Raw genomic sequence first — 20573 nt, 5'->3', positions numbered from 1 at the left:
TATTGGCTTCGGCTTTCCGTTTTTTGTAATTTTATTGTTAAAATTTATTTTCTACAATTGCTTTTTTGATAATTTTTTTTACAAATCATAAATATTTTATGAAAAGATTTTTAAAAAGTGCAAACATAAATATTTTAATTTAATTAAAAAATGAATTAATACAGATTTAAAGATTAATTAATATATGTTAAAATAAAAAACAACCTTAAAAGTAAAAAGTGAGTAGGATGGTGCGTTGGGAAGTTTTTTTAGTTAAAAATGTATAGAATGTAGGAAGTGATTTTTGGTATGTTATGTTGCGTATTTATTATTTTGAAAAATCAAAAAAAAGCATTACTTTAGGAACACCAACTAAAATCCATTATGATAAGTTTAAAAAGCATACAAACGGAGGTAGACGCAAGTTTTCTCTATAAAATTTTAGCAGCAAACGAATCTGATGAGAACGTTGCCTACATATTTCACGAAATGAGCGCTATAGAACATGGCCATGCCGTTGCATTTCTTGCCAAAAATAATTTAGACGAAAGTCATTTGCCTCAACCATCAAGTAGGGCCAAAGTATTGCATTTTATAGGCAGATTGATTGGCTTCGATTATATACTAGGAGTTTTGCTAGATACAGAAAAGAGTATTTCATCGTCGGTAATTAACGCCCGTAAACAAACTAAGACCAAAGAGTCTATATCAGACACTGCCCATGTTACTATTCTGAAAAACATCCTAAGTAATGATAAGAAAATGTCGGGTGCTACTCTTGCCCGTTTTGAAAAACGCCATCGCAATGTAGGTGGAAATGCGTTACGTGCTGCCGTATTAGGTGGTAATGATGGATTAGTGTCTAATTTCAGTTTGGTTATGGGTATTGCAGGGGCAACTAGTGGCAATTCAGGAGTGTTATTAGCCGGTATCGCTGGCCTGCTGGCCGGAGCACTATCTATGGCACTCGGCGAATGGATATCTGTTAAAAGTTCGCAAGAACTTTACGAAAACCAAATGCAACTAGAACTGGAAGAACTAGAAACCAACCCAGAAGGCGAAGAAAAAGAACTGGCATTAATTTATTTTTCAAAAGGTATTCCAGAAGCACAAGCCAAACAAATGGCTGCCGATATTATGAAAAATAAAGACCAAGCACACGAAATACTTATTAAAGAAGAACTAGGCATCAACCCAGAAGATCTCAAAGGTTCTGCTATGGAAGCAGCCATTTCCTCATTTATTCTCTTTGGAATAGGAGCTATAATTCCAGTAATTCCATTTTTCTTTTTAGGAGGAATGAAAGCGGTCATTATTAGCACACTCATGAGTGCCTTCGGATTGTTCTTGATAGGAGCAAGTATCACATTATTTACTGGGAAAAGTGTTTGGTATTCAGGTTTTCGTCAAGTTTTGTTCGGCTTACTAGCTGCGGCAATAACTTTCGGTATCGGAAAATTGATAGGCGTTTCGGTAATGGGATAAATTACTGATACAATGCACTAATTTTTGTCCAAAGTGTTTCATCAAAATTAGAGAGTGCTAAGTTGGCGCTATCCGCTGCATCACCCATTCTAATGACTACCATTTTTTTGCTTGGTACAACATATATTTTTTGGTCGTCTTTTCCTAAAGCACAATACATATCAGAAGGTGCTGATGCAACTAAACTTCCATTGAATTGCAGTTGAGTTTGGGGTAAATGATAACTGGTTTTACCATTCAGCCACCACAAATAACCATAAGCTAAATTGATGTTTTGAGAAGTAGTTGTAGCTTGATTAAGATAATTAGAATTGATTATTTGTGTTCCATTCCACGTTCCATTGTTTAAAGCTAAAAGTCCAAATCGAGCCATACTACGCGTAGTACTGAAATAAATTTTCAATCCTAAATTTGCACCTGTTCCTATATACCAAAATCCATTAGAACTCATCCCGATTTTATCCCGTAATTTGGTGTTGAAATATGTATTCCAGCTTTGGCCTGTGGCTTGTTCTACAACATCTTGCAGTTTTACATATACATTATGATAGGCCCAACGAGTCCCAGCATCGACTAGATATTTAAGATTACTTGGAGACACTTCATCACCCAAAGTATCATCTAAACCTGAATTCATGCTTAATAAATTTTTGCAAGTAATTAAATTTTCTTTGTTCAACGGCGCACTTGTCCACCCAGTTCCTAAATAATCGGATACTTTATGGTTGGTATTTATAAAACCTTCCTGTTCGGCAATTCCAGTAACTGTCGTGGTTAGAGTTTTTCCAGCACTATTCCATTTCCATAGCGTGGTTGCCGTGTGGCCATTGAAATAATTCTCCATGACAATTCTTCCGTTGACCAAAATCATAAATGACTTTGAATTTTTTAGTTGTAAATAATCTAATAGTGGTTGTACTGCATTTTGATTCCAACCCAGATTAGCTATAGTTTTTGTTTCCCAAGTGGTGCTTCCATTATTGGGAGGAAAATACATTTGCTCCTGCGGCGTATTGGACGAAGACGCTTCAGAACTACAACTTAAGTTAAAAATAGAAACTAATAAGAGTAGGAATATTTTTTTCATAGTATGTAACGATTTCTTGTAAGATTATAAAAGTATTAAATAGTTTAATGTTGATACTATTAATTTCAAATTTTTACGAATTTATAAAGTTAAAAAATTTAAATTTGTGAATTAGGATTTGAAATAAAATTTAGGTTTATTACCCTCTATAATACATCAAAACAAGCAAATTATTTTTTGTAAATGATTTAAGAGCAGAATTTGTAAAAAAAATACTTGAAGTAACATGAAAAAAATAGGATTTCTATTGCTAACCACATTATTAATTTCTTGCCATGCTGAGGTGAAGAAGGAAGACTTAAATAAACTCAACGGGTATTGGGAAATCAAACAAGTGAAACTTTCTGATGGTGAAAATAAGGACTATAAAGTTAATGAAACCATAGATTTTTTTGAACTAAAAAATAATTCAGGTTTCCGTCAAAAAGTGATGCCTCAATTAGATGGGACTTACAGAACTAATGGCATCAAAGAAACTATTAAGATTATAGAAAAAGACCATACTTTTTTTATTGAATACCAAACTAATTATGGAAAATGGCAAGAAGAAATCGTTGAAATTGCCGACTCCACTTTAGTGTTGAAAAATAAAATCAACTTAGAATATACCTATAAAAAATTCAAACCTTTTTCCTTAAAGTAATACTACAATAAATTCAACACAAATGGCAAAAAGACAAAGCAATGAAAGCCCTATTGGCGATGTTTTAAAAGAGTTTATACAAGTAAATAAGCTTCAAGTTGGTATGGACAAAATTGATGTGGAAGCGGCTTGGAAATCATTGATGGGTAATGGAGTCAATAGCTATACAAAAGAAGTTTTGCTTAAAGGTACTACCTTATATGTTTCCTTAACATCATCTGTTTTGCGTGAAGAATTAAGTTATGGCAAACAGAAAATAATTGCCATGATAAATGATGAATTACGTAAGGATGTCGTTACAGCTATAATTCTGCGTTAGGTATTAATGTCTAAATCTTTGATATACTCTTCATATTCAAAATAAAACAATTCAAATTGTGCCATAGTTTTACTAAAGAAATCAAAAATGGTAGGCCAATAGCTTCTGTTGTTTAAACTTACTTCTAGTTTTTCTATCCAAATTCTACTTATCACTTTTCCTGATTCAAGATAATAATTGCGTTCCAAAATGGCTTCAGGGAGATAGTCTTCTAACAAAATAGTCTTGAGCGATTCTATCTTTTCAAAATAAATTTTTCTTTTTTCTTCGTCTTTGGGTTCAATATCTAGGAGTACTTGCGCTTTTTTATTGTCTATAAAAAATTTAAAAGTAACATCTTTTATTTTAGTGTCATAGAGTAACCATTTTCGGGGATATGCCTCAGCAAAAGCAGTCCAAAATTCTTTTTTTATTAGTAGTGCTTCTTCTTTGCTATACATTTTATTGTTGTAATAGTGGTGTACTTTAATTTTTTTAAGGTAACTTTATATATCAAAACTAATGGGTATGCTATTCGATGAGTTTTTAAAATATACGCCAAAAATACTAAATGTTGACCTTCCAGCAACGCATGCACATTTAAAAATGGTTCCACCAAAAAGGGAGGAGTTAATGAGAAATACTGATTTTACTAAAATCAAACCCAAAAAAGCGGCGGTGATGATGCTTTTTTATCCTAAGAATACTCAAACCCATTTGGCTTTAATTGTCAGAACCTCTTATAATGGGGTGCATTCTTCTCAAATTGCATTCCCAGGAGGAAAGGTGGAAGAGGATGACCTTGATTTGCAACATACAGCTATTAGAGAAACCCACGAAGAAATTGGAATCCATCCTAATCATATTAATGTAGTTCGCTCTTTTACCGAAGTTTATATTCCGCCGAGCAATTATATGGTATATCCTTTTTTGGGTTATAGTGAGAACGAATTAGATTTCACTTTACAGCAAGATGAGGTGGCAGGAATGGTTGAACTTCCTTTGGCGGAATTTTTGGATGATACTATTTTGATGCAAATAACCATGCAAACTTCTTATGCTGGTGCTATCGAAGTTCCAGGTTTTCAGGTGAAGGAACACTTCATTTGGGGGGCAACTGCCATGATGATGAGTGAGCTCAAAGAAACCATAAAAATGATTCTATAAACTATAAGTTTTTGTAGATTTGCCTCCCGAAAGTTAGGAAGTAACATTATAAAATTATGGGTTTATTAAAAAGGAATCCTTTTGGTCATATACTTTTCATCAAAAAATGGTTGATTCGAATTTTTGGTGTCCTTACCCATAGAAGGTATCACGGATTTAATGAGTTGTATATTGAAGGTTCCGAAATTATCAAAGCATTGCCAGATAAGAACGTACTCTTTATTTCCAATCACCAAACTTATTTTGCCGATGTAGTAGCTATGTTTCATGTTTTTAATGCCAGTCTTTCGGGTAGACAGGACAATATAAAAAACGTGGGCTATTTGTGGCAACCGAAGATGAACATCTATTATGTTGCGGCAAGTGAAACCATGAAAGCAGGTTTGTTACCAAGAATTTTGGCCTATGTAGGTGCTATTAGTGTAGAAAGAACTTGGCGTGCTGGTGGCAAAGACGTTACCGAAAAGCGCGAAGTAAATCCAAACGATTCGGAGAATATTAGAATTGCCCTAGAAGACGGTTGGGTGATTACCTTTCCTCAAGGAACAACTAAGTCATTCAAACCCGTTAGAAAAGGCACCGCACATATCATAAAACAATATAAACCTGTTGTAGTGCCTATTGTGATTGACGGTTTCCGTCGTTCATTTGACAAAAAAGGATTACGTCTCAAAAAGAAAAATATTCTTCAATCTTTCATCATCAAAGAACCTCTAGAAATAGATTATGAGAATGAAACTATTGATCAAATTGTAGAAAAAGTGGCATACGCCATTGAGCAACATCCCTCTTTTTTAAATGTAATTCCAGCCGAAGAAATTGAAGAGCAAGAGCGTTTGAATACACTTCGTCAATGGCAGGTAGATTATAGTAGCAAAAGCAAAACAAATTAAAAGGTAAATCCCTCTAGAGGATTTTTTTTGTATTTATCACTTTAAAAAAGCAAAAATATTTTAAGAAAAAATCCTATTTAAGGAAATACTCCCAATTAAATAAAGAAAGTCTTAAATGTTTACTAATGCCTAATTTCTATAAATCTATTTTCATTAATTCTTTGAAATTGGCATTGAGTTTTCTAAGTAAGATGCCATAAAGTAAACGGTAGAACAGCCAAAATAAACCCACGATGATTACACAGCAAAGTACCAAAATCCCAAGTATAATGAGTAAAGTATTATAATTACTTTCATGAGTAATTTTATCTTTTAGTAATTCCATTTTTGGATTATATACAAAAGCTAGTGCAATACCTGCAATTAGAGAAAATAAAATCATTGTTAAATTATACCAAACGTAATATTGAACGGTATTTCTGGTTTTCAGTATGTCTTGCATCAATTGCTTGGTTGATACCGTTACCGAAATTTTTACATAGTTTTTATAAAAGAAATATATAAAAACTAAAATCACAGCATAGTTAAAAAAATTTAATGCCTTGAAATAGATATTAAGGTTTTCTAAATCCATTTTTTTTAAGTATTCGTCGGTGTTATACACGACACTTATGACAGTCCAAAATAAAACTTCTATGATACTAATAATCAAAATCCATTTTACAATAGAGGATGATTTGGTATGGAGCATTTTGTATATTTCTACTTCTGTTACTTGATGGTATGACTGAATATCTTTTTTCCAAGCTTTTTTAAATAAATCCAACTCTTTCATAATTCTTAGGGATTTAGTATTTTTATTAATTTTCCTTTAATTCTATTCATTTTGACTCTTGCATTTACTTCACTAATTCCTAAAGTTTCCGCTATTTCAGTATAGTTTTTGTCTTCCAAATAAAGAAAAACTAAAGCTTTCTCAATATCATTGAGCTTTTGTAATGCTTGATACATCAATTTGATTTGTTCTTCTTCGGCGTGGTTATATTCTTCGGGACTGATAAAATGATATTGCCCTTCGTAGCTTATAGTGGAAACACTTCGAGTACTTTTTCGATATAAAGTAATAGCTGTATTTAATGCTACTCTATAAGCCCATGTAGAGAATTTAGAATCACCTCTAAACTTTGGAAAGGCTTTCCATAACTGAATGGTGATTTCCTGAAACAAATCGTTGTGAGCATCTTCACCATTGGTATACAACCTACATATCTTGTGGATAATGTTTTGATTCTGCTTAAGTTGCTTTACAAATGATTTTTCAAAATCTTCACTCATAGTATTCTTAGTAGTCTAAGTGATTTTTTTGTTACAGATTCAATAAATCTAAATTATTATTTAGGTTAATGGAAAATATTATTATTCAGATTTTCTTTTAGAGATATTTCTCAAAACCGCTTTATCCTCATAATTTATGATTTCTAGAATAATGTCTAGGTTTTGTTTAGTTTTACCATAAATGGTGTAAAGTTTACCACCTTTTTCCTTGCTATTACTTTTACTGAAATCAACGTCGCCATAAATCAGGGTATTTCTAATATCTGAAGTGTCAACCCATTTTTCATTGAATTGTTTTATAACTAAAGAGTCATAAAACATAGGTTTACTACTAATGTTACTCAAAACTCTAGCATTAGGTAAATAGTTAAATTGGACATCTTTTCGGTTCCAAACTAAAGCAACAACAAACATTCCTATAGTAAACCCTATAAAGTAATAAGCAAATCGTTGATAAAATTTCATTTTGAATACTTTTTGGCAAAAGTAATCAATGTTAGAGTTGCAATAAATTATAAAGAGATATTTATTTTAGAATACAATAAGATTGATATCATTATCGGGCAAGTTGAACCAATCACCTATAGCTTTGTTGGTTAAAATCCCATGATATAAGTAAACCCCATTTTTTAACCCTTTGTTACAACGAATGGCGCTTTCTAATCCTCCATCCTCGGCAATTTGAAGTAAGTAGGGTGTTATAATATTGCTAATTGATAGAGAAGCGGTTTTAGAATAGCGCGATGGAATGTTTGGGACACAATAATGAATTACATTGTTTTTAATAAATGTAGGTGATTCATGTGTAGTTATTTCCGAAGTTTCAAAACAACCCCCAGTATCAATACTAACATCTACTATGACTGCGCCTTTTTTCATGTGCTCCACCATAGTTTCGGTAACTACAATTGGGCAACGTTCTTTTCCTCTCATCGCGCCAATAGCAACATCACATCTTCGTAAAGCTTTCAGTAAAGATTTTGGTTGGATAGTAGAAGTAAATATACGTTGATTTAGATTGTTTTGAAGACGGCGTAATTTTGTAATGGAATTATCAAAAACTTTTACACTTGCGCCTAATCCTAGAGCGGTTTTTGCTGCAAATTCACCTACAGTTCCAGCGCCAAGTATCACAACATCTGTAGGTGGAACACCAGTAATGTTTCCCAGTAATAATCCTTTACCGAACTCGTTATTAATCATTAATTCTGCTGCGATTAATACTGATGCAGTTCCTGCAATTTCGCTCAATGATTTTACAGCCGGATAAGAACCATCTTCATCTTTGATATATTCAAAAGCTAATGCAGTTATTTTTTTCTTAGTTAATGCTTCAAAGTAGGCAGCCTTTCTTGTTTTTAATTGAATGGCAGAAATGACAATTGCATTAGGATTTAGTAAAGCAATTTCATCCATGGTTAATGGCTCCACTTTAAGTATTATTGGGCAACCTAATACTTTTTTAGTGTCATTTGTAATAGTGGCTCCAGCATCGCTAAATTCTTTGTCAGTATAGCTAGAACTTAATCCGGCTCCTGACTCAATCATTATTTTATGGCCATGAGAAGTTAATGAGTTTACAGCATCAGGAGTTAAACAAATCCTTCTTTCTTGGTAGGAAGTTTCTTTTGGAATACCAATAAAAAGTTCGCTTTTATGACGATACACTTCTAATTTTTCCTCTTGAGGTAAAAGTTGCTGTTTAGTAAAAGGAGTAAGAGCCATACTGCACAATTGAATTTTTGTACCAAATTACAAAATTTTATTCAATTATGTCATTCTTAAATGTCTTTTGCCATCTGCGGTTTGAGACAAATTTATTATGGAGTGAACATCAGGAATAAGATTTGGAATTTTTTCTGCCCATTCAATGAAGCACCAATTTCCAGAATATAGATAGTCATCAATACCCATATCCAAAGCTTCGGTTTCATTTTTTAAACGGTATACATCAAAATGATAAACATATTGATTTTTGACTGTTTGATACTCGTTTACTAATGAAAAAGTTGGACTACTTGTGGCATCTTTTACACCTAATTCTTTTGATAATGCTTTAATTAAAGTAGTTTTTCCAACACCCATATCGCCGTGAAGTAAAACAATTTTATTTGGATTTTCAGCTATGATTTTTTTGGCCACTTCTTGTATTTCGTCAATTGAATAGATTATTTCCATTGGCTAAATATTATTTTGGGTTAAAAACTAAAAACGGAACAATCATTTCTTCTAATGAAATTCCGCCATGCTGATAAGTGTTTCTATAATAACTTACATAATGGTTGTAGTTATTAATATAAGCAAGAAAATATTCATTCTTAGCAAAAATATAGGAGCTACTCATATTAATTGTCGGTAGCCCAATTTTTTTTGGATCTTTTATAGCATAGACTTCTTTGTCTTCATAGGTCAAACTCTTTCCTGTTTTGTATCTCAAGTTTAAACTCGTGTTTTTATCACCAATAACTTTTGATGGATTTTTAACATTGATTGTTCCATGATCTGTTGTTATTATTAGTTTGAAACCTAATTTTTGTCCTTGTTGGATGATTTCCAATAGAGGTGAATTTTTAAACCAACTCAAAGTTAACGAGCGGTAGGCTTTATCGTCAGAAGCTAATTCTTTAACAACATCCATTTCGGTTTTGGCATGTGAAAGCATATCAACAAAGTTGTAGACTACAGTGACCAAATCGTTATCTTTTAAGCCTTTGAAGTTTTCGGCTAGTTTTTTACCGCTTGCTAAATTGGTGATTTTAAAATAATCTTGTTTGATATTTAAACCTAATCGTTTTAAATGAGCCGTTAAAAATTCAGCTTCATATAGATTTTTTCCACCTTCTTCCACATCATTTTTCCAATATTGTGGAAATTGTTTTTCCATTTCTAATGGAGTCAATCCAGAGAAAATAGAATTTCTCGCATACTGAGTTGCGGTTGGTAAACTAGCAAAATAAGGTGTTTCTTTTTCTAGTTTATAGTGATTGGCAACGGTACTTTCAATAGCTTTCCATTGATCATAACGAAGATTATCTATTACTACAAATAATACTGACTTAGCTTTGCTCTGTTCGGCTCCGCCTCGGGTGTCTTTTTTTACTAGTTCAGGGACAACCAATTCTCTAAAAAGTGTATGAGATTGAATTGGTTTATCAGCTTTTGGATCAAACCAATCTTCATAATTACGCTCAATAAATTTTCCGAATTGTACATTGGCTTCTAGTTTTTGACTTTCAAGAATTTCAATCATACTCTGATCATTAATGTTTTCTAATTCTAATTCCCAAAATATGAGTTTTTTATATAATTCAACCCAATCTTCATAACTACGAACCATTGCCATTTCCATGGTAATTTTTCTAAATTCTTTTTGATAATCAAGTGTTGTTTTTTCAGAGATTAATCTTGAATGGTCTAAGTTTTTTTTCAAACTCAATAATATCTGATTTGGATTTACAGGTTTAATCAAATAATCAGCAATCTTAGAACCAATTGCTTCTTCCATGATATATTCTTCTTCACTCTTAGTGATCATAATTATAGGTGTAGAAGATTTTTTTTCTTTCATTTCCTGTAGGGTTTCTAAACCACTCATTCCAGGCATATTTTCGTCAAGGAAAACAATATCAAAATTACCATCTTCATAGGCATCAATTGCATCACGACCATTATTATAGGTAGTGACTTTATAGTTTTTCTTTTCTAAAAATATAATATGTGGTTTTAATAAATCAATTTCATCATCAACCCAAAGTATTTTGATAGTATCCATAGTTGTTTAATTATTTGGTGCAAATTACTATAATGTAAAACGTAGTATTATTAAAATTATTATAAAATAGGGTATAACTATTTATCAAATTAATGTTAAAGAATATTTCATTATAAAAATAGTAGTTATATTTGATGTAGAATAAAATTAGTATTAATTTAATAACAATAAAAATAATGAAAAAAGTAGTTTCAATTTTAGCTATTGTAGCTTTTATGTTTTCTGTAAATGTTAATGCTCAAGAACAAGAAAAGAAAAAGGAAAAAGCAAAAACTGAAAAATCATCAGCTGCTAAAGAAAAAAAATCTTGTGCTGCAGGTGAGAAAAAAAGTGGATGTTGTGCTGCCAAAAAAGCAGAAACAAAATCATAATTAAAAAAATGTTCTAATTAAAAGTGTTTGAGTTTTCAAACACTTTTTTTTTAAATTCACTTTTAATTTCAAAGTAATACTATACATTTGGTAATATTTTTATTTGTTTTAGTCCAATATATATATAATAGAATAATTTTATGCAATTTAAAAACATACTCATCATCAGCTTTTTCTCAGCTTTTCTTTTAATTAGCTGTAACAAAAAAGAACTACAATTTGAAGATCCATTAATTACAAACAGAGATACTACTGTTAGTCCTAGTGAAGATTTTTTTCATTATGCTAATGGGGGTTGGTTCAAAAAACATCCAATTCCAAATAGTGAATCTAGTAATGGAATTTTCAGAATGATAGGTGATACTATCAACGCTCAGATTAAAGATATTTGTGAAAAGTCATCTAAAAATACAGAGGCTGCAAAAGGTAGTAACGAACAAAAAATAGGCGATTTTTATGCATCAGGAATGGATACACTTTCCATAGAAAAATTAGGGTTAAAACCCTTGTTATCAGAATTTAATAGAATTGATGCTATAAACGACATTCCTTCATTAATGAATACTATTGGCTATCTTCATACCATTGGAGCAAGTCCGGCATTTTCATTTTATGTGTCACAAGATGATAAAATCAGTTCAAAACACGCTTTGTTTTTTGGACAAGGTGGTTTAGGATTAGGTGAAAGAGACTATTATTTTAATACGGATGAGCAAACTATTAAAATAAGAAATGAGTATGCAAATCATTTGCAGGTTATGATGCAGTTCTTAGGTAATGATGCCACTGTTGCAAAAAATGCCTCTGCTACTATTTTAAAAATAGAAACTGATTTGGCTAAAACTAGCAGAAAATTAGAAGCTCTTCGTGATCCAGTTAAAAATTACAATAAAATGTCTTTAGCTCAATTTAAAGCATCAACACCAACAATAGCTTGGGAGAATGTTTTACCACAGTTGGGTATTACAAAAGCTGACACTGTTATAGTTGGTCAACCAGAGTTTTATAAAGGTTTAAATAAAATCGTTACTAGTTATTCTATAAATGATTGGAAAACCTATTTGAAATGGGATTTAGTTAATTCCTATGCGTCTTATTTGAATAAAGCTGTTGAGAATCAAAATTTTGCTTTTTATTCAACAGTCATGAACGGAGTAAAAGAACAAAAACCAAGATGGAAAAGAGTAGTGGAGCAAACAGATGGTTCATTGGGTGAATTGATAGGCCAAGTATATGTTGCAGATTATTTGCCTAAAGGGTCTAAAGAAAAACTTTTAGAAATAGGTAATAATATTCGAGATGTCTATGCTGAGCGTATCAAAAAACTAGATTGGATGAGTCAAGCTACCAAACAAAAAGCATTGCAAAAATTGAGTAAAATTGTGATGAAAGTAGGATATCCAGACAAATGGAAGGATATGAGTAGTGTGGTAATTAATAGAAACTCTTATTGTGCCAATGTAATAGCAACAAATAAATGGAGTTATAATTATATGATCAATAAATTTGGAAAACCAGTTGATAGAACAGAATGGAATATGTATCCACAGACCTATAATGCTTATTATAATCCTAGCAATAACGAAATTGTTGTCCCTGCATGTAATATATTAGTACCAGGTTATGAAGGTAGAATGCCAGATGATGCTATTTTATATGGTATTATTGGAGGTTCAACTTTTGGACATGAAATTACCCATGGTTTCGATGACCAAGGAAGTCAATATGATGAAAACGGAAACTTGAAAAACTGGTGGACAGCAGAAGATTTAGCAAAGTTTAAGCAAAAAACAAAACTTATAGTGGAGCAATTCAACAAGTTTGAACCATTAAAAGGTAAATTTGTTAACGGCGATGCAACACAAGGTGAGAATATCGCTGATTTGGGTGGTGTAGTTATGGGTTTTGAAGCTTTTAAAAAATCATCTCAGTATAAAAACAAAGAAAAAATTAGTGGTTTAACTCCAGAGCAACGCTATTTCTTAGCCTATGGTTATGCATGGATGATAAATGCCAAAGATGAGGCATTAGCCAGACAAATCATGGTTGATGTTCATTCACCAGCCCAATTTAGAATTAATGGACCATTAATGAATATACCTGAATTTTATAAAGCTTTCAATATAAAACCAGGTAGCAAAATGTATCAATCCGATAATTTGAGAGTTGTTATTTGGTAATTAAAATAAAAATCTCAGCGTAAAGTTGGGGATTTACATTAATTCTTTGTGGCTGTTGCTTCTTCATACCGTTCGGAAACTTTGTTCCAATTGATAATTTTAAAGAAGTTTTCGATATACTTTTTACGTTTATACTGATAGTCTAAATAATAAGCATGTTCCCAAACATCCAAATTTAAAATAGGTGTTCCCGATATAGTTTGCTTTGGCATCAAAGGATTATCTTGATTTGTAGTACTTGTTATCTCTAATTTACCAGATTTATCAACTAGTAACCAAGCCCAACCTGAACCAAATTGCTTTTCGGCCGCATTCATAAATTGACTTTTAAATTCATCGAAAGAACCAAAATCTCTTTTGATAATTGATGCTAAAGTGTCTTTTGGTTGTCCGCCAGCTTTTGGAGCCATTCCTTCCCAAAATAAAGTATGATTATAATATCCCCCAGCATTATTTCGTAAATCATTATTACTAACGTCTAGCTTTTTAAGTATATCTTCAATAGTTAGATCAACTAATGTTGGGTCAGCAGTTACTATTTTATTAAGATTATTGGTGTAGGTTAAATAGTGTTTAGAATAATGAATATTCATTGTAAGAATGTCAATATTAGGTTCAAGAGCATTGTACTCGTAGGGTAATTTCACTAGATTGAATTGCCCATCATCAGCAGCAACATCATCTGGACTACCAATGGTTATTTTTTCTTCTGTAGCTGGTAATGGAACCTCAACTACTTCAGTAAGTTTTTTTCTTTTACAGGATGATGTAAGTACAACTACAGAAAAACAAAGAACTAGTGAAAATATTTTCTTCATAATCTATTTTTTCTTTTTAGTATATCGTTGATAGCTTCTATATATAATTCTTTTGATTCTTCAATAGTTAAATGACTTATTTGCATCCAAGCGTTGGTTTTAAAAGCATTTCTTAAATCAAAATTGGAAGCACTATTATAATCTATAGTTCCAAAAGTAGCTTGTTTATAATAAGCATATAACCGCAATTGTTCATCTTGTGGTAAAGATGATTGTGTCATCTCTGAAGCGGCTTCTACGGCTTCTTGAAAACGAACTTCTAATTCTTTTTCTGACATGCTTAAACTTTTATTTTGTTGCCACTATTGTTTTTCCTCCAATAGCTATGTCATTCAAATGTACATTAACTTTTGTTCCTATTGGCAAATAGATATCTACTCTAGATCCAAATTTAATAAATCCTGCATCTTCACCTTGAATTACTTCTTGTCCTACTTCGGCATAATTTACGATGCGTCGAGCTAATGCACCAGCAATTTGACGATAAAGAATTTCTCCAAATTCTTTAGTTTCTACAACCACTGTTGTTCTTTCATTTTCAGTACTTGCTTTTGGATGCCAAGCTACTAAGTATTTTCCGGGATGGTATTTACTAAATTTTATTTTTCCGCTAGCGGCATATCTCGTAACATGAACATTTATTGGTGACATGAATATAGAAACTTGCAACCGTTTATCTTTGAAATATTCCTCTTCAAATACTTCTTCAATTACTACTACTTTTCCATCTACAGGCGCAATAATATGGTCGTCATTTAGTGTAACAATTCGTCTTGGGTTTCTGAAAAATTGCAAAATCATCACTAAGAAAAATAATGTGACTATTTGAATTCCTTTTTCTAACCAAAAAATATCAGCAACAAATTTGTGTGATAAAAGGAAAATAAATACTGTAAGTGAACTAGCAATTGCTATGATTTTTCCGCCTTCTTTATGAAACATAATATAAAATTTGATAAAATAAATAGATAAATGGTGCCACAAATATAATACTATCTAGTCGATCTAGGAAACCACCATGACCGGGCATTATAGTACCACTATCTTTTACTCCTGCATTTCTTTTAAACTTTGATTCTATTAAATCACCCAAAGTTCCAAACACACCAATAATTAGTGCTAGTATTATCCATTGAATTATGGATTGATATAAATAATAAGTAGCTAATATAATGCCCGTAATCATTGAAAAAAATATTCCGCCAACAAATCCTTCAATGGTTTTTTTTGGTGATATTTTTTCAAAAAGTTTGTTCTTTCCAATGCTTATTCCCACTAAATAAGCAAATGTATCATTCATCCAAATGATTACTAATATACTAATAATTACTTTTGGATTATAATTTATAGTATGAATATTTATGAATTGATCATCTGCATTTAGAAATGGAATTTTGGTAAAAATTATAATGGGTACAATAAGATAACCAATCAGAAAAACATATTTAGAGGCAGTGTTTATGTATTTAGTTTCTTTTTCAAATAAAAATAAAAGCGATTTTACAGATACTACTAAAGTTGAAATTAATAATAAAATTTCATTTGTTTTAATAGTATTGTTTAAATTGAAAAGTATAAACCCAAAAGTTGCTAATGTTAAAGGTAAAAAAGGTTTAAGTTGCACTAACTTGCAGAACTCTACTACAGAAAATAGTAATAAAATGCCAAAAAGCAAAAGAAAACTATAGGGAGAATATAAAGTAGCTCCAACTAAAAGCAGTACATAAACAGCTCCAGATATAGCTCTTTTTAAAGTGGTATTCATACTATAAATCTTCTAAAAGCAATAGATATAAATTTTTAGCGGTACTTCCATATTGAAGGAAGTCTTCATCTTTTGCTTTTTCAAAATATTTTATGGCAGTAATATTGGTTGGATAATCTTTGTCGTATTTCTTTTTGATCACACGAAGACCATCGCTTTTGGTTTCTAGTATTTGACTTGTAGTGGCTAATATGATGATATTGATTGGCAAGTCATTTGGTTTATTTTGTTTGATTTGATTGGAAGAAAAAAGCACTGAACCTTCATCGGCAATTAAATTTTCGCAACTTGCAAATAAAAATTTCGGATTACTCGGTTTGTCATAAAGTAATTTATTTTCGTCTAGAATACTGAAGAGTTTTGTTTCATAACATAATGCTTCACATTCGAACCAATCATTTTCTTCCAAAATATTTAAAAACTGGTCTTTTACTTCATTCAAATTTTCGCAGTATAAAAATTTTCCGCCATTTTTTTTGAAATTATAAGTAAACTTTTCGTCAACTGGAAGCAACGAAAAGCTAGAAGGGGTATTATTAAATTCGCTTTGACTTTCTTCGTCAGAGGCATCATTACCAGTGCCAAAAATTTTTCTGAAAATACTCATGCTCTGTTGGTATAATCTAATTTAGAAATTGAAATCCTCCAAAGATAAAAAAATCTTAATTCAAAAGTAACTTTTAAATTAAGATTTTAAAAAAATGTTAAAAAACCTATTTTACTTATACAATATCAGTCTCTTCTGATGGAATGTCAAATGGTCTTTTTCCAAAAATATTTTCTAAATCATCTTTAAAAATAACTTCTTTTTCAATTAAAATAGCTGCTAATTGTTCTAATTTATCTTTATTATCTTCAAGCAATTTTATAGCTCTTTGGTATTCAGTTTCTATTAAATTAGAAATTTCTTTATCTATTACTAATGCTGTTTCTTCTGAATAAGGTTTTGAAAAATTATATTCACTTTGTCCCGAAGAATCATAGTAGGTTATGTTTCCTAATATATCACTCAAACCATAAATGGTTACCATAGCTCGCGCTTGTTTGGTCACTTTTTCTAAATCACTTAATGCACCAGTTGAAATTTTATTGAAGATTACTTTTTCAGCAGCACGTCCGCCCATGGTAGCACACATTTCATCTAGCATTTGCTCTGGTCTAACAATTAATCGTTCTTCTGGTAAATACCATGCGGCACCAAGGCTTTGTCCTCTAGGTACAATAGTAACTTTGATTAAAGGTGCGGCATGTTCTAACATCCAACTAACGGTGGCATGACCTGCTTCATGAACAGCAATTGCATGTTTTTCTGCAGTAGTAACTATTTTATTTTTCTTTTCTAAACCTCCTACAATTCTATCAACAGCGTCTAAGAAATCTTGTTTGTCAACTGCGGTTTTGTTATTTCTAGCCGCTATTAAAGCTGCTTCGTTACATACGTTGGCTATATCAGCTCCAGAAAAACCTGGCGTTTGTTTGGCTAAGAAATCAACATCTAAATCATCTACTTTTTTCAAGGGTTGTAAATGCACTTCAAATATTTCTTTACGTTCTCTGATGTCTGGTAAGTCAACATAAATTTGACGGTCAAAACGTCCTGCACGCATTAAGGCTTTGTCTAAAACATCAGCTCGGTTAGTGGCTGCTAATACAATTACATGTGTATTGGTTCCAAAACCATCCATCTCTGTTAATAATTGGTTTAGTGTATTTTCACGTTCATCATTACCACCAGAGAAATTGTTTTTTCCACGTGCACGACCTACAGCATCTATCTCATCAATGAAGATAATTGCTGGTGCTTTGTCTTTGGCTTGTTTAAATAAATCTCTAACACGAGATGCTCCAACACCTACAAACATTTCTACAAAATCAGAACCAGATAAAGAGAAGAATGGCACTTTAGCTTCGCCAGCAACGGCTTTGGCTAATAATGTTTTTCCTGTTCCTGGAGGGCCAACTAGTAAGGCTCCTTTTGGTATTTTTCCGCCAAGGGCAGTATATTTTTCTGGATTTTTAAGGAATTCTACTATTTCCTGAATTTCCTCTTTGGCTCCTTCTAATCCGGCTACATCTTTAAAAGTTGTTTTTAAATCTGTTTTTTCGTCAAAAAGTTTTGCTCTTGATTTTCCGATATTGAAGATTTGACCTCCGCCACCGCCACCAGCTCCACCAGACATTCTTCGCATGATTAATATCCATAGACCTATGATAACAATTATTGGTAACAGACTTATGAATATTTCCGACCAATCACTTTTAGCTTTAAAATCATAATCTTTTAATACTCCAGTCTGTTTTGCTTTTTCAATTTTGTTTTGAAAAACTTCATCATTACCAATATCAAAGGAATAGTGTGGCCCTTTGTTAGCATTTCCTAACATATCTTTTGCCACTTTGTTGTGTGCTTTTTCTTTGAGTGCTGCAGCTGATAAATAAGCTTCTCCTTCAGTTTTATTATAAACTATAACCTTTTCAATTTCTCCTTTGTCAAGGTATTCGTTGAATTTTGAGGAAGATATTTTGGTAGCGTCTTGAAAACTTGAACCACCTATAAAATTTAGAGCGAAGAATAGTAAAATCAATCCGGCATATATCCACCAAGGACTTATTTTAAAATTATTAGGTTTTTTTTCGTTAGCCATTTTTTAATTTAATTAGTAATTATTTGGAATGGTAGTAATTTGGGCATCGCCCCAAAGTCCTTCGATGTTATAAAATTCACGGATTTGTTTTTGGAACACATGAACTACTATGTCCACATAATCCATCAAAACCCACTCACCATTGTCCGTGCCTTCCACATGCCATGGTTTGTCTTTTAATTCTTTGGATACTAGTTTTTGGATGGAGTTAACTATAGCGTTAACTTGTGTATTTGAGTTTCCGTTACAAATGATAAAATAATCACAAACGGCTGTATCTATTGCTCTTAAATCGAGGATATCAATGTCATTACCTTTTACTTCTTCTATGCCTTTTATGATGTTTGCTAGCAGTACATCTGTGTTAACCGTTTTCTTCGTCATTTAGTATTTATGTATGTTTTGCAAAGGTATTCATTTTTGTCATTATTTTTGCTTAACAAAAGTTTAAAATTAGTTAATATTTACATTCCTCTCATGAACATAATCAAACTCGATGCCATAGATTCCACAAATGATTATTTGAAGCAACTAGTTAGAGAAAAAGAACTTGAAAACTATACTGTTGTTATAGCTCATGAGCAAACCAATGGTAAGGGACAGCTTGGTGCTAAATGGATTTCTGAGCCAGGCAAGAATCTAACAATGAGTGTTTTGATTAAAGATTTACCACAAGATTTGATAACTGTTTTTGATATTAATGCGGCTGTTGCAGTTGCAATGGCAAAGTTGTTAAGTTCTTTGGAAATAGATAATATTTTTGTTAAATGGCCAAACGACATTATGGCAGGTGAAAAAAAAATAGCTGGGATTCTAATTGAAAATATTTTAAAACCTGATGGATCTTTCACCGCTATAGTCGGTATAGGATTAAATGTGAATCAAACTATTTTTAAAGGGTTGCCTGTTGCCACTTCCATAAAATTATTTAGAGAGACAACTTATGATAGCTTGGAAGAATTAGCAATACTTATGGTAAACTTGATAGATAGTTATGTAACTTTAGCTACCAAGAGGAAGCATTACATTTGGGAGTTGTATAATGAAGTCTTATTCAAAAAAAATATACCTATGCTATTTATAGATAGCTATGACAAACGATTTATTGGAGAAGTAAAACATGTAAACAAAGACGGGAAACTTGCTTTGTTTCAGGATGATCAAGAGCTTCATTTTTATGAAGCTAAACAAATAAAGATGCTGTTTTAATTTTGATATTTTTTTAACAATTAATTATTCTTTTAAAATTAGATTTAAGTTTTGTTATGTTATTATTTTGCTCAATTTTTTGGCGTAAGCTATTTCAAAAACTGTGTCCAAATAAAAATTTTATAATTACTGATTAAATTAAATCATAAAATATTAGACAGCTTTGTATAAAATAGATTGAAATTCAAAAAAATGTATCTTTGAAAACTAATAATTACCAAATGAATACCATTGAAACTCAAACCGAGTTAGAATATTATTTTGATCAATTCCGCCAAAATATTATTGGGATTAATCAAGAGTTTGAGTCACCTTTTGGAAAAAAGAAAATCATTTATACGGATTGGACTGCTAGTGGAAGATTATATCGTCCAATTGAAGAAAAATTGATAAACGATTTTGGTCCTTTTGTAGCCAATACACACACAGAAACTACTGTTTCTGGTACTGCTATGACAATGGCTTATCATGAAGCAAAGAACATAATTAAAAAGCATGTTAATGCCAATGAGAATGATATTTTAATTAATACCGGAACCGGAATGACTGGCGTGGTTAACAAGTTCCAGCGTATTTTAGGATTAAAAATTCCTGAAAACATAAAAGAGTTTACAGCCATTCCACAGGCAATTAGGCCCGTTGTCTTTATTTCTCATATGGAGCATCATTCTAATCAAACATCTTGGTTAGAAACAATGGCAGATGTAGTTGTGATTCAAGCAAATGAAGATGGATTATTTTGTCTAAATGAATTTAAAAAGTTACTTGAGAAACATAAACACAGAAGTTTTAAAATAGCTTCTATTACTTCTTGTTCTAATGTAACAGGTATAAAAACTCCTTATCATGAAGTGGCTAAATTGATGCATCAAAACAATGGTTTATGTTTTGTTGACTTTGCTTGTTCTGGTCCTTATGTTGACATTGACATGCATCCTGATGAAGAAAGTTATTTAGATGCTATTTTCTTTTCGCCTCATAAATTT

24 protein-coding genes are annotated in these 20573 nt (G+C 31.6%); 9 read left to right on the top strand and 15 right to left on the bottom strand.

Going from position 1 to position 20573, the window contains the following annotated elements:
- Window positions 1–468: 468 nt before the first annotated feature.
- Window positions 469–1464, top strand: a complete 996-nt coding sequence (locus tag ACOYLT_RS05360) for a VIT1/CCC1 transporter family protein (RefSeq protein WP_422852832.1) — start codon at window positions 469–471, stop codon at window positions 1462–1464.
- A gap of 1 nt (window position 1465) precedes the next feature.
- Here the strand turns inward: ACOYLT_RS05360 and ACOYLT_RS05355 are convergent, their stop codons facing one another.
- Window positions 1466–2551 carry a serine hydrolase domain-containing protein gene (locus tag ACOYLT_RS05355; RefSeq protein WP_422852831.1) on the bottom strand — a complete coding sequence of 362 codons (1086 nt, stop codon included), beginning with the start codon at window positions 2549–2551 and terminating at the stop codon, window positions 1466–1468.
- 226 nt (window positions 2552–2777) lie between these two features.
- Between ACOYLT_RS05355 and ACOYLT_RS05350 the strand changes: the two genes are divergently transcribed.
- Both ACOYLT_RS05350 and ACOYLT_RS05345 read left to right on the top strand, forming a co-directional pair.
- A complete protein-coding gene (locus tag ACOYLT_RS05350) occupies window positions 2778–3194 on the top strand; it encodes a hypothetical protein (RefSeq protein WP_422852830.1) in 417 nt (138 codons plus the stop codon).
- A gap of 22 nt (window positions 3195–3216) precedes the next feature.
- Window positions 3217–3513 carry a DUF721 domain-containing protein gene (locus ACOYLT_RS05345; protein WP_422852829.1) on the top strand — a complete coding sequence of 99 codons (297 nt, stop codon included), beginning with the start codon at window positions 3217–3219 and terminating at the stop codon, window positions 3511–3513.
- Here ACOYLT_RS05345 and ACOYLT_RS05340 read toward each other — a convergent pair.
- Window positions 3510–3953, bottom strand: coding sequence for a DUF4268 domain-containing protein (locus ACOYLT_RS05340; RefSeq protein ID WP_422852828.1), 444 nt, complete (start codon window positions 3951–3953; stop codon window positions 3510–3512). The two genes, ACOYLT_RS05345 and ACOYLT_RS05340, sit on opposite strands and share 4 nt — an antisense overlap.
- Window positions 3954–4014: 61 nt before the next feature.
- Here ACOYLT_RS05340 and ACOYLT_RS05335 point away from each other — a divergent pair, with 61 nt between their 5' ends.
- Window positions 4015–4659: an NUDIX hydrolase gene (locus ACOYLT_RS05335; RefSeq protein ID WP_422852827.1), complete on the top strand. Its 645-nt coding sequence runs from the start codon at window positions 4015–4017 to the stop codon at window positions 4657–4659.
- A gap of 56 nt (window positions 4660–4715) precedes the next feature.
- Window positions 4716–5552, top strand: coding sequence for a lysophospholipid acyltransferase family protein (locus tag ACOYLT_RS05330; protein WP_422852826.1), 837 nt, complete (start codon window positions 4716–4718; stop codon window positions 5550–5552).
- Window positions 5553–5688: 136 nt separating this feature from the next.
- On the opposite strand, the gene ACOYLT_RS05325 is transcribed toward ACOYLT_RS05330, so the two are convergent.
- The 6 genes from ACOYLT_RS05325 to ACOYLT_RS05300 all read right to left on the bottom strand — a co-directional run bounded on the left by ACOYLT_RS05325 (window position 5689) and on the right by ACOYLT_RS05300 (window position 10599).
- Window positions 5689–6327, bottom strand: a complete 639-nt coding sequence (locus ACOYLT_RS05325) for a hypothetical protein (RefSeq protein ID WP_422852825.1) — start codon at window positions 6325–6327, stop codon at window positions 5689–5691.
- A gap of 5 nt (window positions 6328–6332) precedes the next feature.
- Window positions 6333–6827 carry an RNA polymerase sigma factor gene (locus ACOYLT_RS05320; protein WP_422852824.1) on the bottom strand — a complete coding sequence of 165 codons (495 nt, stop codon included), beginning with the start codon at window positions 6825–6827 and terminating at the stop codon, window positions 6333–6335.
- Between the two features lie 81 nt (window positions 6828–6908).
- Window positions 6909–7292 (bottom strand): DUF4258 domain-containing protein, encoded by a 384-nt coding sequence (locus ACOYLT_RS05315; RefSeq protein WP_422852823.1) that lies wholly within the window; start codon window positions 7290–7292, stop codon window positions 6909–6911.
- A 66-nt stretch (window positions 7293–7358) separates the two neighbouring features.
- Window positions 7359–8552 carry an alanine dehydrogenase gene (locus tag ACOYLT_RS05310; protein ID WP_422852822.1) on the bottom strand — a complete coding sequence of 398 codons (1194 nt, stop codon included), beginning with the start codon at window positions 8550–8552 and terminating at the stop codon, window positions 7359–7361.
- A 45-nt stretch (window positions 8553–8597) separates the two neighbouring features.
- On the bottom strand, window positions 8598–9005 hold the full coding sequence (gene tsaE, locus ACOYLT_RS05305; protein WP_422852821.1) for a tRNA (adenosine(37)-N6)-threonylcarbamoyltransferase complex ATPase subunit type 1 TsaE: 408 nt from the start codon (window positions 9003–9005) through the stop codon (window positions 8598–8600).
- A 10-nt stretch (window positions 9006–9015) separates the two neighbouring features.
- Complete coding sequence (locus tag ACOYLT_RS05300; RefSeq protein WP_422852820.1) at window positions 9016–10599, bottom strand: response regulator; 1584 nt, start codon at window positions 10597–10599, stop codon at window positions 9016–9018.
- 176 nt (window positions 10600–10775) lie between these two features.
- Between ACOYLT_RS05300 and ACOYLT_RS05295 the strand changes: the two genes are divergently transcribed.
- Both ACOYLT_RS05295 and ACOYLT_RS05290 read left to right on the top strand, forming a co-directional pair.
- Window positions 10776–10970 carry a hypothetical protein gene (locus tag ACOYLT_RS05295; protein ID WP_422852819.1) on the top strand — a complete coding sequence of 65 codons (195 nt, stop codon included), beginning with the start codon at window positions 10776–10778 and terminating at the stop codon, window positions 10968–10970.
- Between the two features lie 140 nt (window positions 10971–11110).
- Entirely contained in the window at window positions 11111–13150 is a 2040-nt protein-coding gene (locus tag ACOYLT_RS05290; protein ID WP_422852818.1) for a M13 family metallopeptidase, read from the top strand.
- Between the two features lie 38 nt (window positions 13151–13188).
- Here ACOYLT_RS05290 and ACOYLT_RS05285 read toward each other — a convergent pair whose 3' ends face one another.
- The 7 genes from ACOYLT_RS05285 to rsfS form a co-directional block, all read right to left on the bottom strand.
- Window positions 13189–13968, bottom strand: a complete 780-nt coding sequence (locus tag ACOYLT_RS05285; RefSeq protein ID WP_422852817.1) for a superoxide dismutase — start codon at window positions 13966–13968, stop codon at window positions 13189–13191.
- Window positions 13965–14246 carry an acyl-CoA-binding protein gene (locus ACOYLT_RS05280; RefSeq protein WP_422852816.1) on the bottom strand — a complete coding sequence of 94 codons (282 nt, stop codon included), beginning with the start codon at window positions 14244–14246 and terminating at the stop codon, window positions 13965–13967. Before ACOYLT_RS05280 ends, ACOYLT_RS05285 begins: the two co-directional genes overlap by 4 nt.
- A gap of 10 nt (window positions 14247–14256) precedes the next feature.
- Window positions 14257–14910: a phosphatidylserine decarboxylase family protein gene (locus tag ACOYLT_RS05275; protein ID WP_422852815.1), complete on the bottom strand. Its 654-nt coding sequence runs from the start codon at window positions 14908–14910 to the stop codon at window positions 14257–14259.
- The gene (locus ACOYLT_RS05270; RefSeq protein WP_422852814.1) at window positions 14900–15733 is read right to left on the bottom strand and encodes a phosphatidate cytidylyltransferase; all 834 of its coding nucleotides are present in this window, start codon (window positions 15731–15733) and stop codon (window positions 14900–14902) included. The genes ACOYLT_RS05275 and ACOYLT_RS05270 overlap by 11 nt, the downstream gene beginning before the upstream one ends.
- 1 nt (window position 15734) lies before the next feature.
- The gene (locus ACOYLT_RS05265; RefSeq protein ID WP_422852813.1) at window positions 15735–16340 is read right to left on the bottom strand and encodes a lactate utilization protein B/C; all 606 of its coding nucleotides are present in this window, start codon (window positions 16338–16340) and stop codon (window positions 15735–15737) included.
- A gap of 115 nt (window positions 16341–16455) precedes the next feature.
- Window positions 16456–18378 carry an ATP-dependent zinc metalloprotease FtsH gene (ftsH, locus tag ACOYLT_RS05260; RefSeq protein ID WP_422852812.1) on the bottom strand — a complete coding sequence of 641 codons (1923 nt, stop codon included), beginning with the start codon at window positions 18376–18378 and terminating at the stop codon, window positions 16456–16458.
- 12 nt (window positions 18379–18390) lie between these two features.
- Window positions 18391–18762: a ribosome silencing factor gene (gene rsfS / locus ACOYLT_RS05255; RefSeq protein WP_422852811.1), complete on the bottom strand. Its 372-nt coding sequence runs from the start codon at window positions 18760–18762 to the stop codon at window positions 18391–18393.
- A 93-nt stretch (window positions 18763–18855) separates the two neighbouring features.
- On the opposite strand from rsfS, the gene ACOYLT_RS05250 reads away from it, so the two are divergent.
- Together ACOYLT_RS05250 and ACOYLT_RS05245 are read left to right on the top strand one after the other, a co-directional pair.
- The gene (locus tag ACOYLT_RS05250; protein WP_422852810.1) at window positions 18856–19587 is read left to right on the top strand and encodes a biotin--[acetyl-CoA-carboxylase] ligase; all 732 of its coding nucleotides are present in this window, start codon (window positions 18856–18858) and stop codon (window positions 19585–19587) included.
- A 221-nt stretch (window positions 19588–19808) separates the two neighbouring features.
- Window positions 19809–20573 (top strand): aminotransferase class V-fold PLP-dependent enzyme (locus ACOYLT_RS05245; protein WP_422852833.1); only part of this gene is annotated, 765 nt, incomplete at its 3' end.

It is taken from the genome of Flavobacterium sp., from assembly GCF_049318185.1.
GTDB lineage: Bacteria > Bacteroidota > Bacteroidia > Flavobacteriales > Flavobacteriaceae > Flavobacterium.
This window is presented reverse-complemented; position numbering and strand designations above follow the sequence as displayed.

What these genes read in the sequence shown, in the direction of transcription:
- ACOYLT_RS05265 (WP_422852813.1), bottom strand. Translation starts at nt 16,340, where the DNA reads ATGAGTATTTTCAGAAAAATTTTTGGCACTGGTAATGATGCCTCTGAC.
- ACOYLT_RS05340 (WP_422852828.1), bottom strand. Translation starts at nt 3,953, where the DNA reads ATGTATAGCAAAGAAGAAGCACTACTAATAAAAAAAGAATTTTGGACT.
- ACOYLT_RS05325 (WP_422852825.1), bottom strand. Translation starts at nt 6,327, where the DNA reads ATGAAAGAGTTGGATTTATTTAAAAAAGCTTGGAAAAAAGATATTCAG.
- ACOYLT_RS05345 (WP_422852829.1), top strand. Translation starts at nt 3,217, where the DNA reads ATGGCAAAAAGACAAAGCAATGAAAGCCCTATTGGCGATGTTTTAAAA.
- ACOYLT_RS05285 (WP_422852817.1), bottom strand. Translation starts at nt 13,968, where the DNA reads ATGAAGAAAATATTTTCACTAGTTCTTTGTTTTTCTGTAGTTGTACTT.
- ACOYLT_RS05270 (WP_422852814.1), bottom strand. Translation starts at nt 15,733, where the DNA reads ATGAATACCACTTTAAAAAGAGCTATATCTGGAGCTGTTTATGTACTG.
- ACOYLT_RS05280 (WP_422852816.1), bottom strand. Translation starts at nt 14,246, where the DNA reads ATGTCAGAAAAAGAATTAGAAGTTCGTTTTCAAGAAGCCGTAGAAGCC.
- ACOYLT_RS05315 (WP_422852823.1), bottom strand. Translation starts at nt 7,292, where the DNA reads ATGAAATTTTATCAACGATTTGCTTATTACTTTATAGGGTTTACTATA.
- ACOYLT_RS05310 (WP_422852822.1), bottom strand. Translation starts at nt 8,552, where the DNA reads ATGGCTCTTACTCCTTTTACTAAACAGCAACTTTTACCTCAAGAGGAA.
- ACOYLT_RS05295 (WP_422852819.1), top strand. Translation starts at nt 10,776, where the DNA reads ATGAAAAAAGTAGTTTCAATTTTAGCTATTGTAGCTTTTATGTTTTCT.
- ACOYLT_RS05360 (WP_422852832.1), top strand. Translation starts at nt 469, where the DNA reads ATGAGCGCTATAGAACATGGCCATGCCGTTGCATTTCTTGCCAAAAAT.
- rsfS (WP_422852811.1), bottom strand. Translation starts at nt 18,762, where the DNA reads ATGACGAAGAAAACGGTTAACACAGATGTACTGCTAGCAAACATCATA.
- ACOYLT_RS05300 (WP_422852820.1), bottom strand. Translation starts at nt 10,599, where the DNA reads ATGGATACTATCAAAATACTTTGGGTTGATGATGAAATTGATTTATTA.
- tsaE (WP_422852821.1), bottom strand. Translation starts at nt 9,005, where the DNA reads ATGGAAATAATCTATTCAATTGACGAAATACAAGAAGTGGCCAAAAAA.
- ACOYLT_RS05320 (WP_422852824.1), bottom strand. Translation starts at nt 6,827, where the DNA reads ATGAGTGAAGATTTTGAAAAATCATTTGTAAAGCAACTTAAGCAGAAT.
- ACOYLT_RS05275 (WP_422852815.1), bottom strand. Translation starts at nt 14,910, where the DNA reads ATGTTTCATAAAGAAGGCGGAAAAATCATAGCAATTGCTAGTTCACTT.
- ACOYLT_RS05290 (WP_422852818.1), top strand. Translation starts at nt 11,111, where the DNA reads ATGCAATTTAAAAACATACTCATCATCAGCTTTTTCTCAGCTTTTCTT.
- ACOYLT_RS05250 (WP_422852810.1), top strand. Translation starts at nt 18,856, where the DNA reads ATGAACATAATCAAACTCGATGCCATAGATTCCACAAATGATTATTTG.
- ACOYLT_RS05355 (WP_422852831.1), bottom strand. Translation starts at nt 2,551, where the DNA reads ATGAAAAAAATATTCCTACTCTTATTAGTTTCTATTTTTAACTTAAGT.
- ACOYLT_RS05330 (WP_422852826.1), top strand. Translation starts at nt 4,716, where the DNA reads ATGGGTTTATTAAAAAGGAATCCTTTTGGTCATATACTTTTCATCAAA.
- ACOYLT_RS05335 (WP_422852827.1), top strand. Translation starts at nt 4,015, where the DNA reads ATGGGTATGCTATTCGATGAGTTTTTAAAATATACGCCAAAAATACTA.
- ACOYLT_RS05350 (WP_422852830.1), top strand. Translation starts at nt 2,778, where the DNA reads ATGAAAAAAATAGGATTTCTATTGCTAACCACATTATTAATTTCTTGC.
- ftsH (WP_422852812.1), bottom strand. Translation starts at nt 18,378, where the DNA reads ATGGCTAACGAAAAAAAACCTAATAATTTTAAAATAAGTCCTTGGTGG.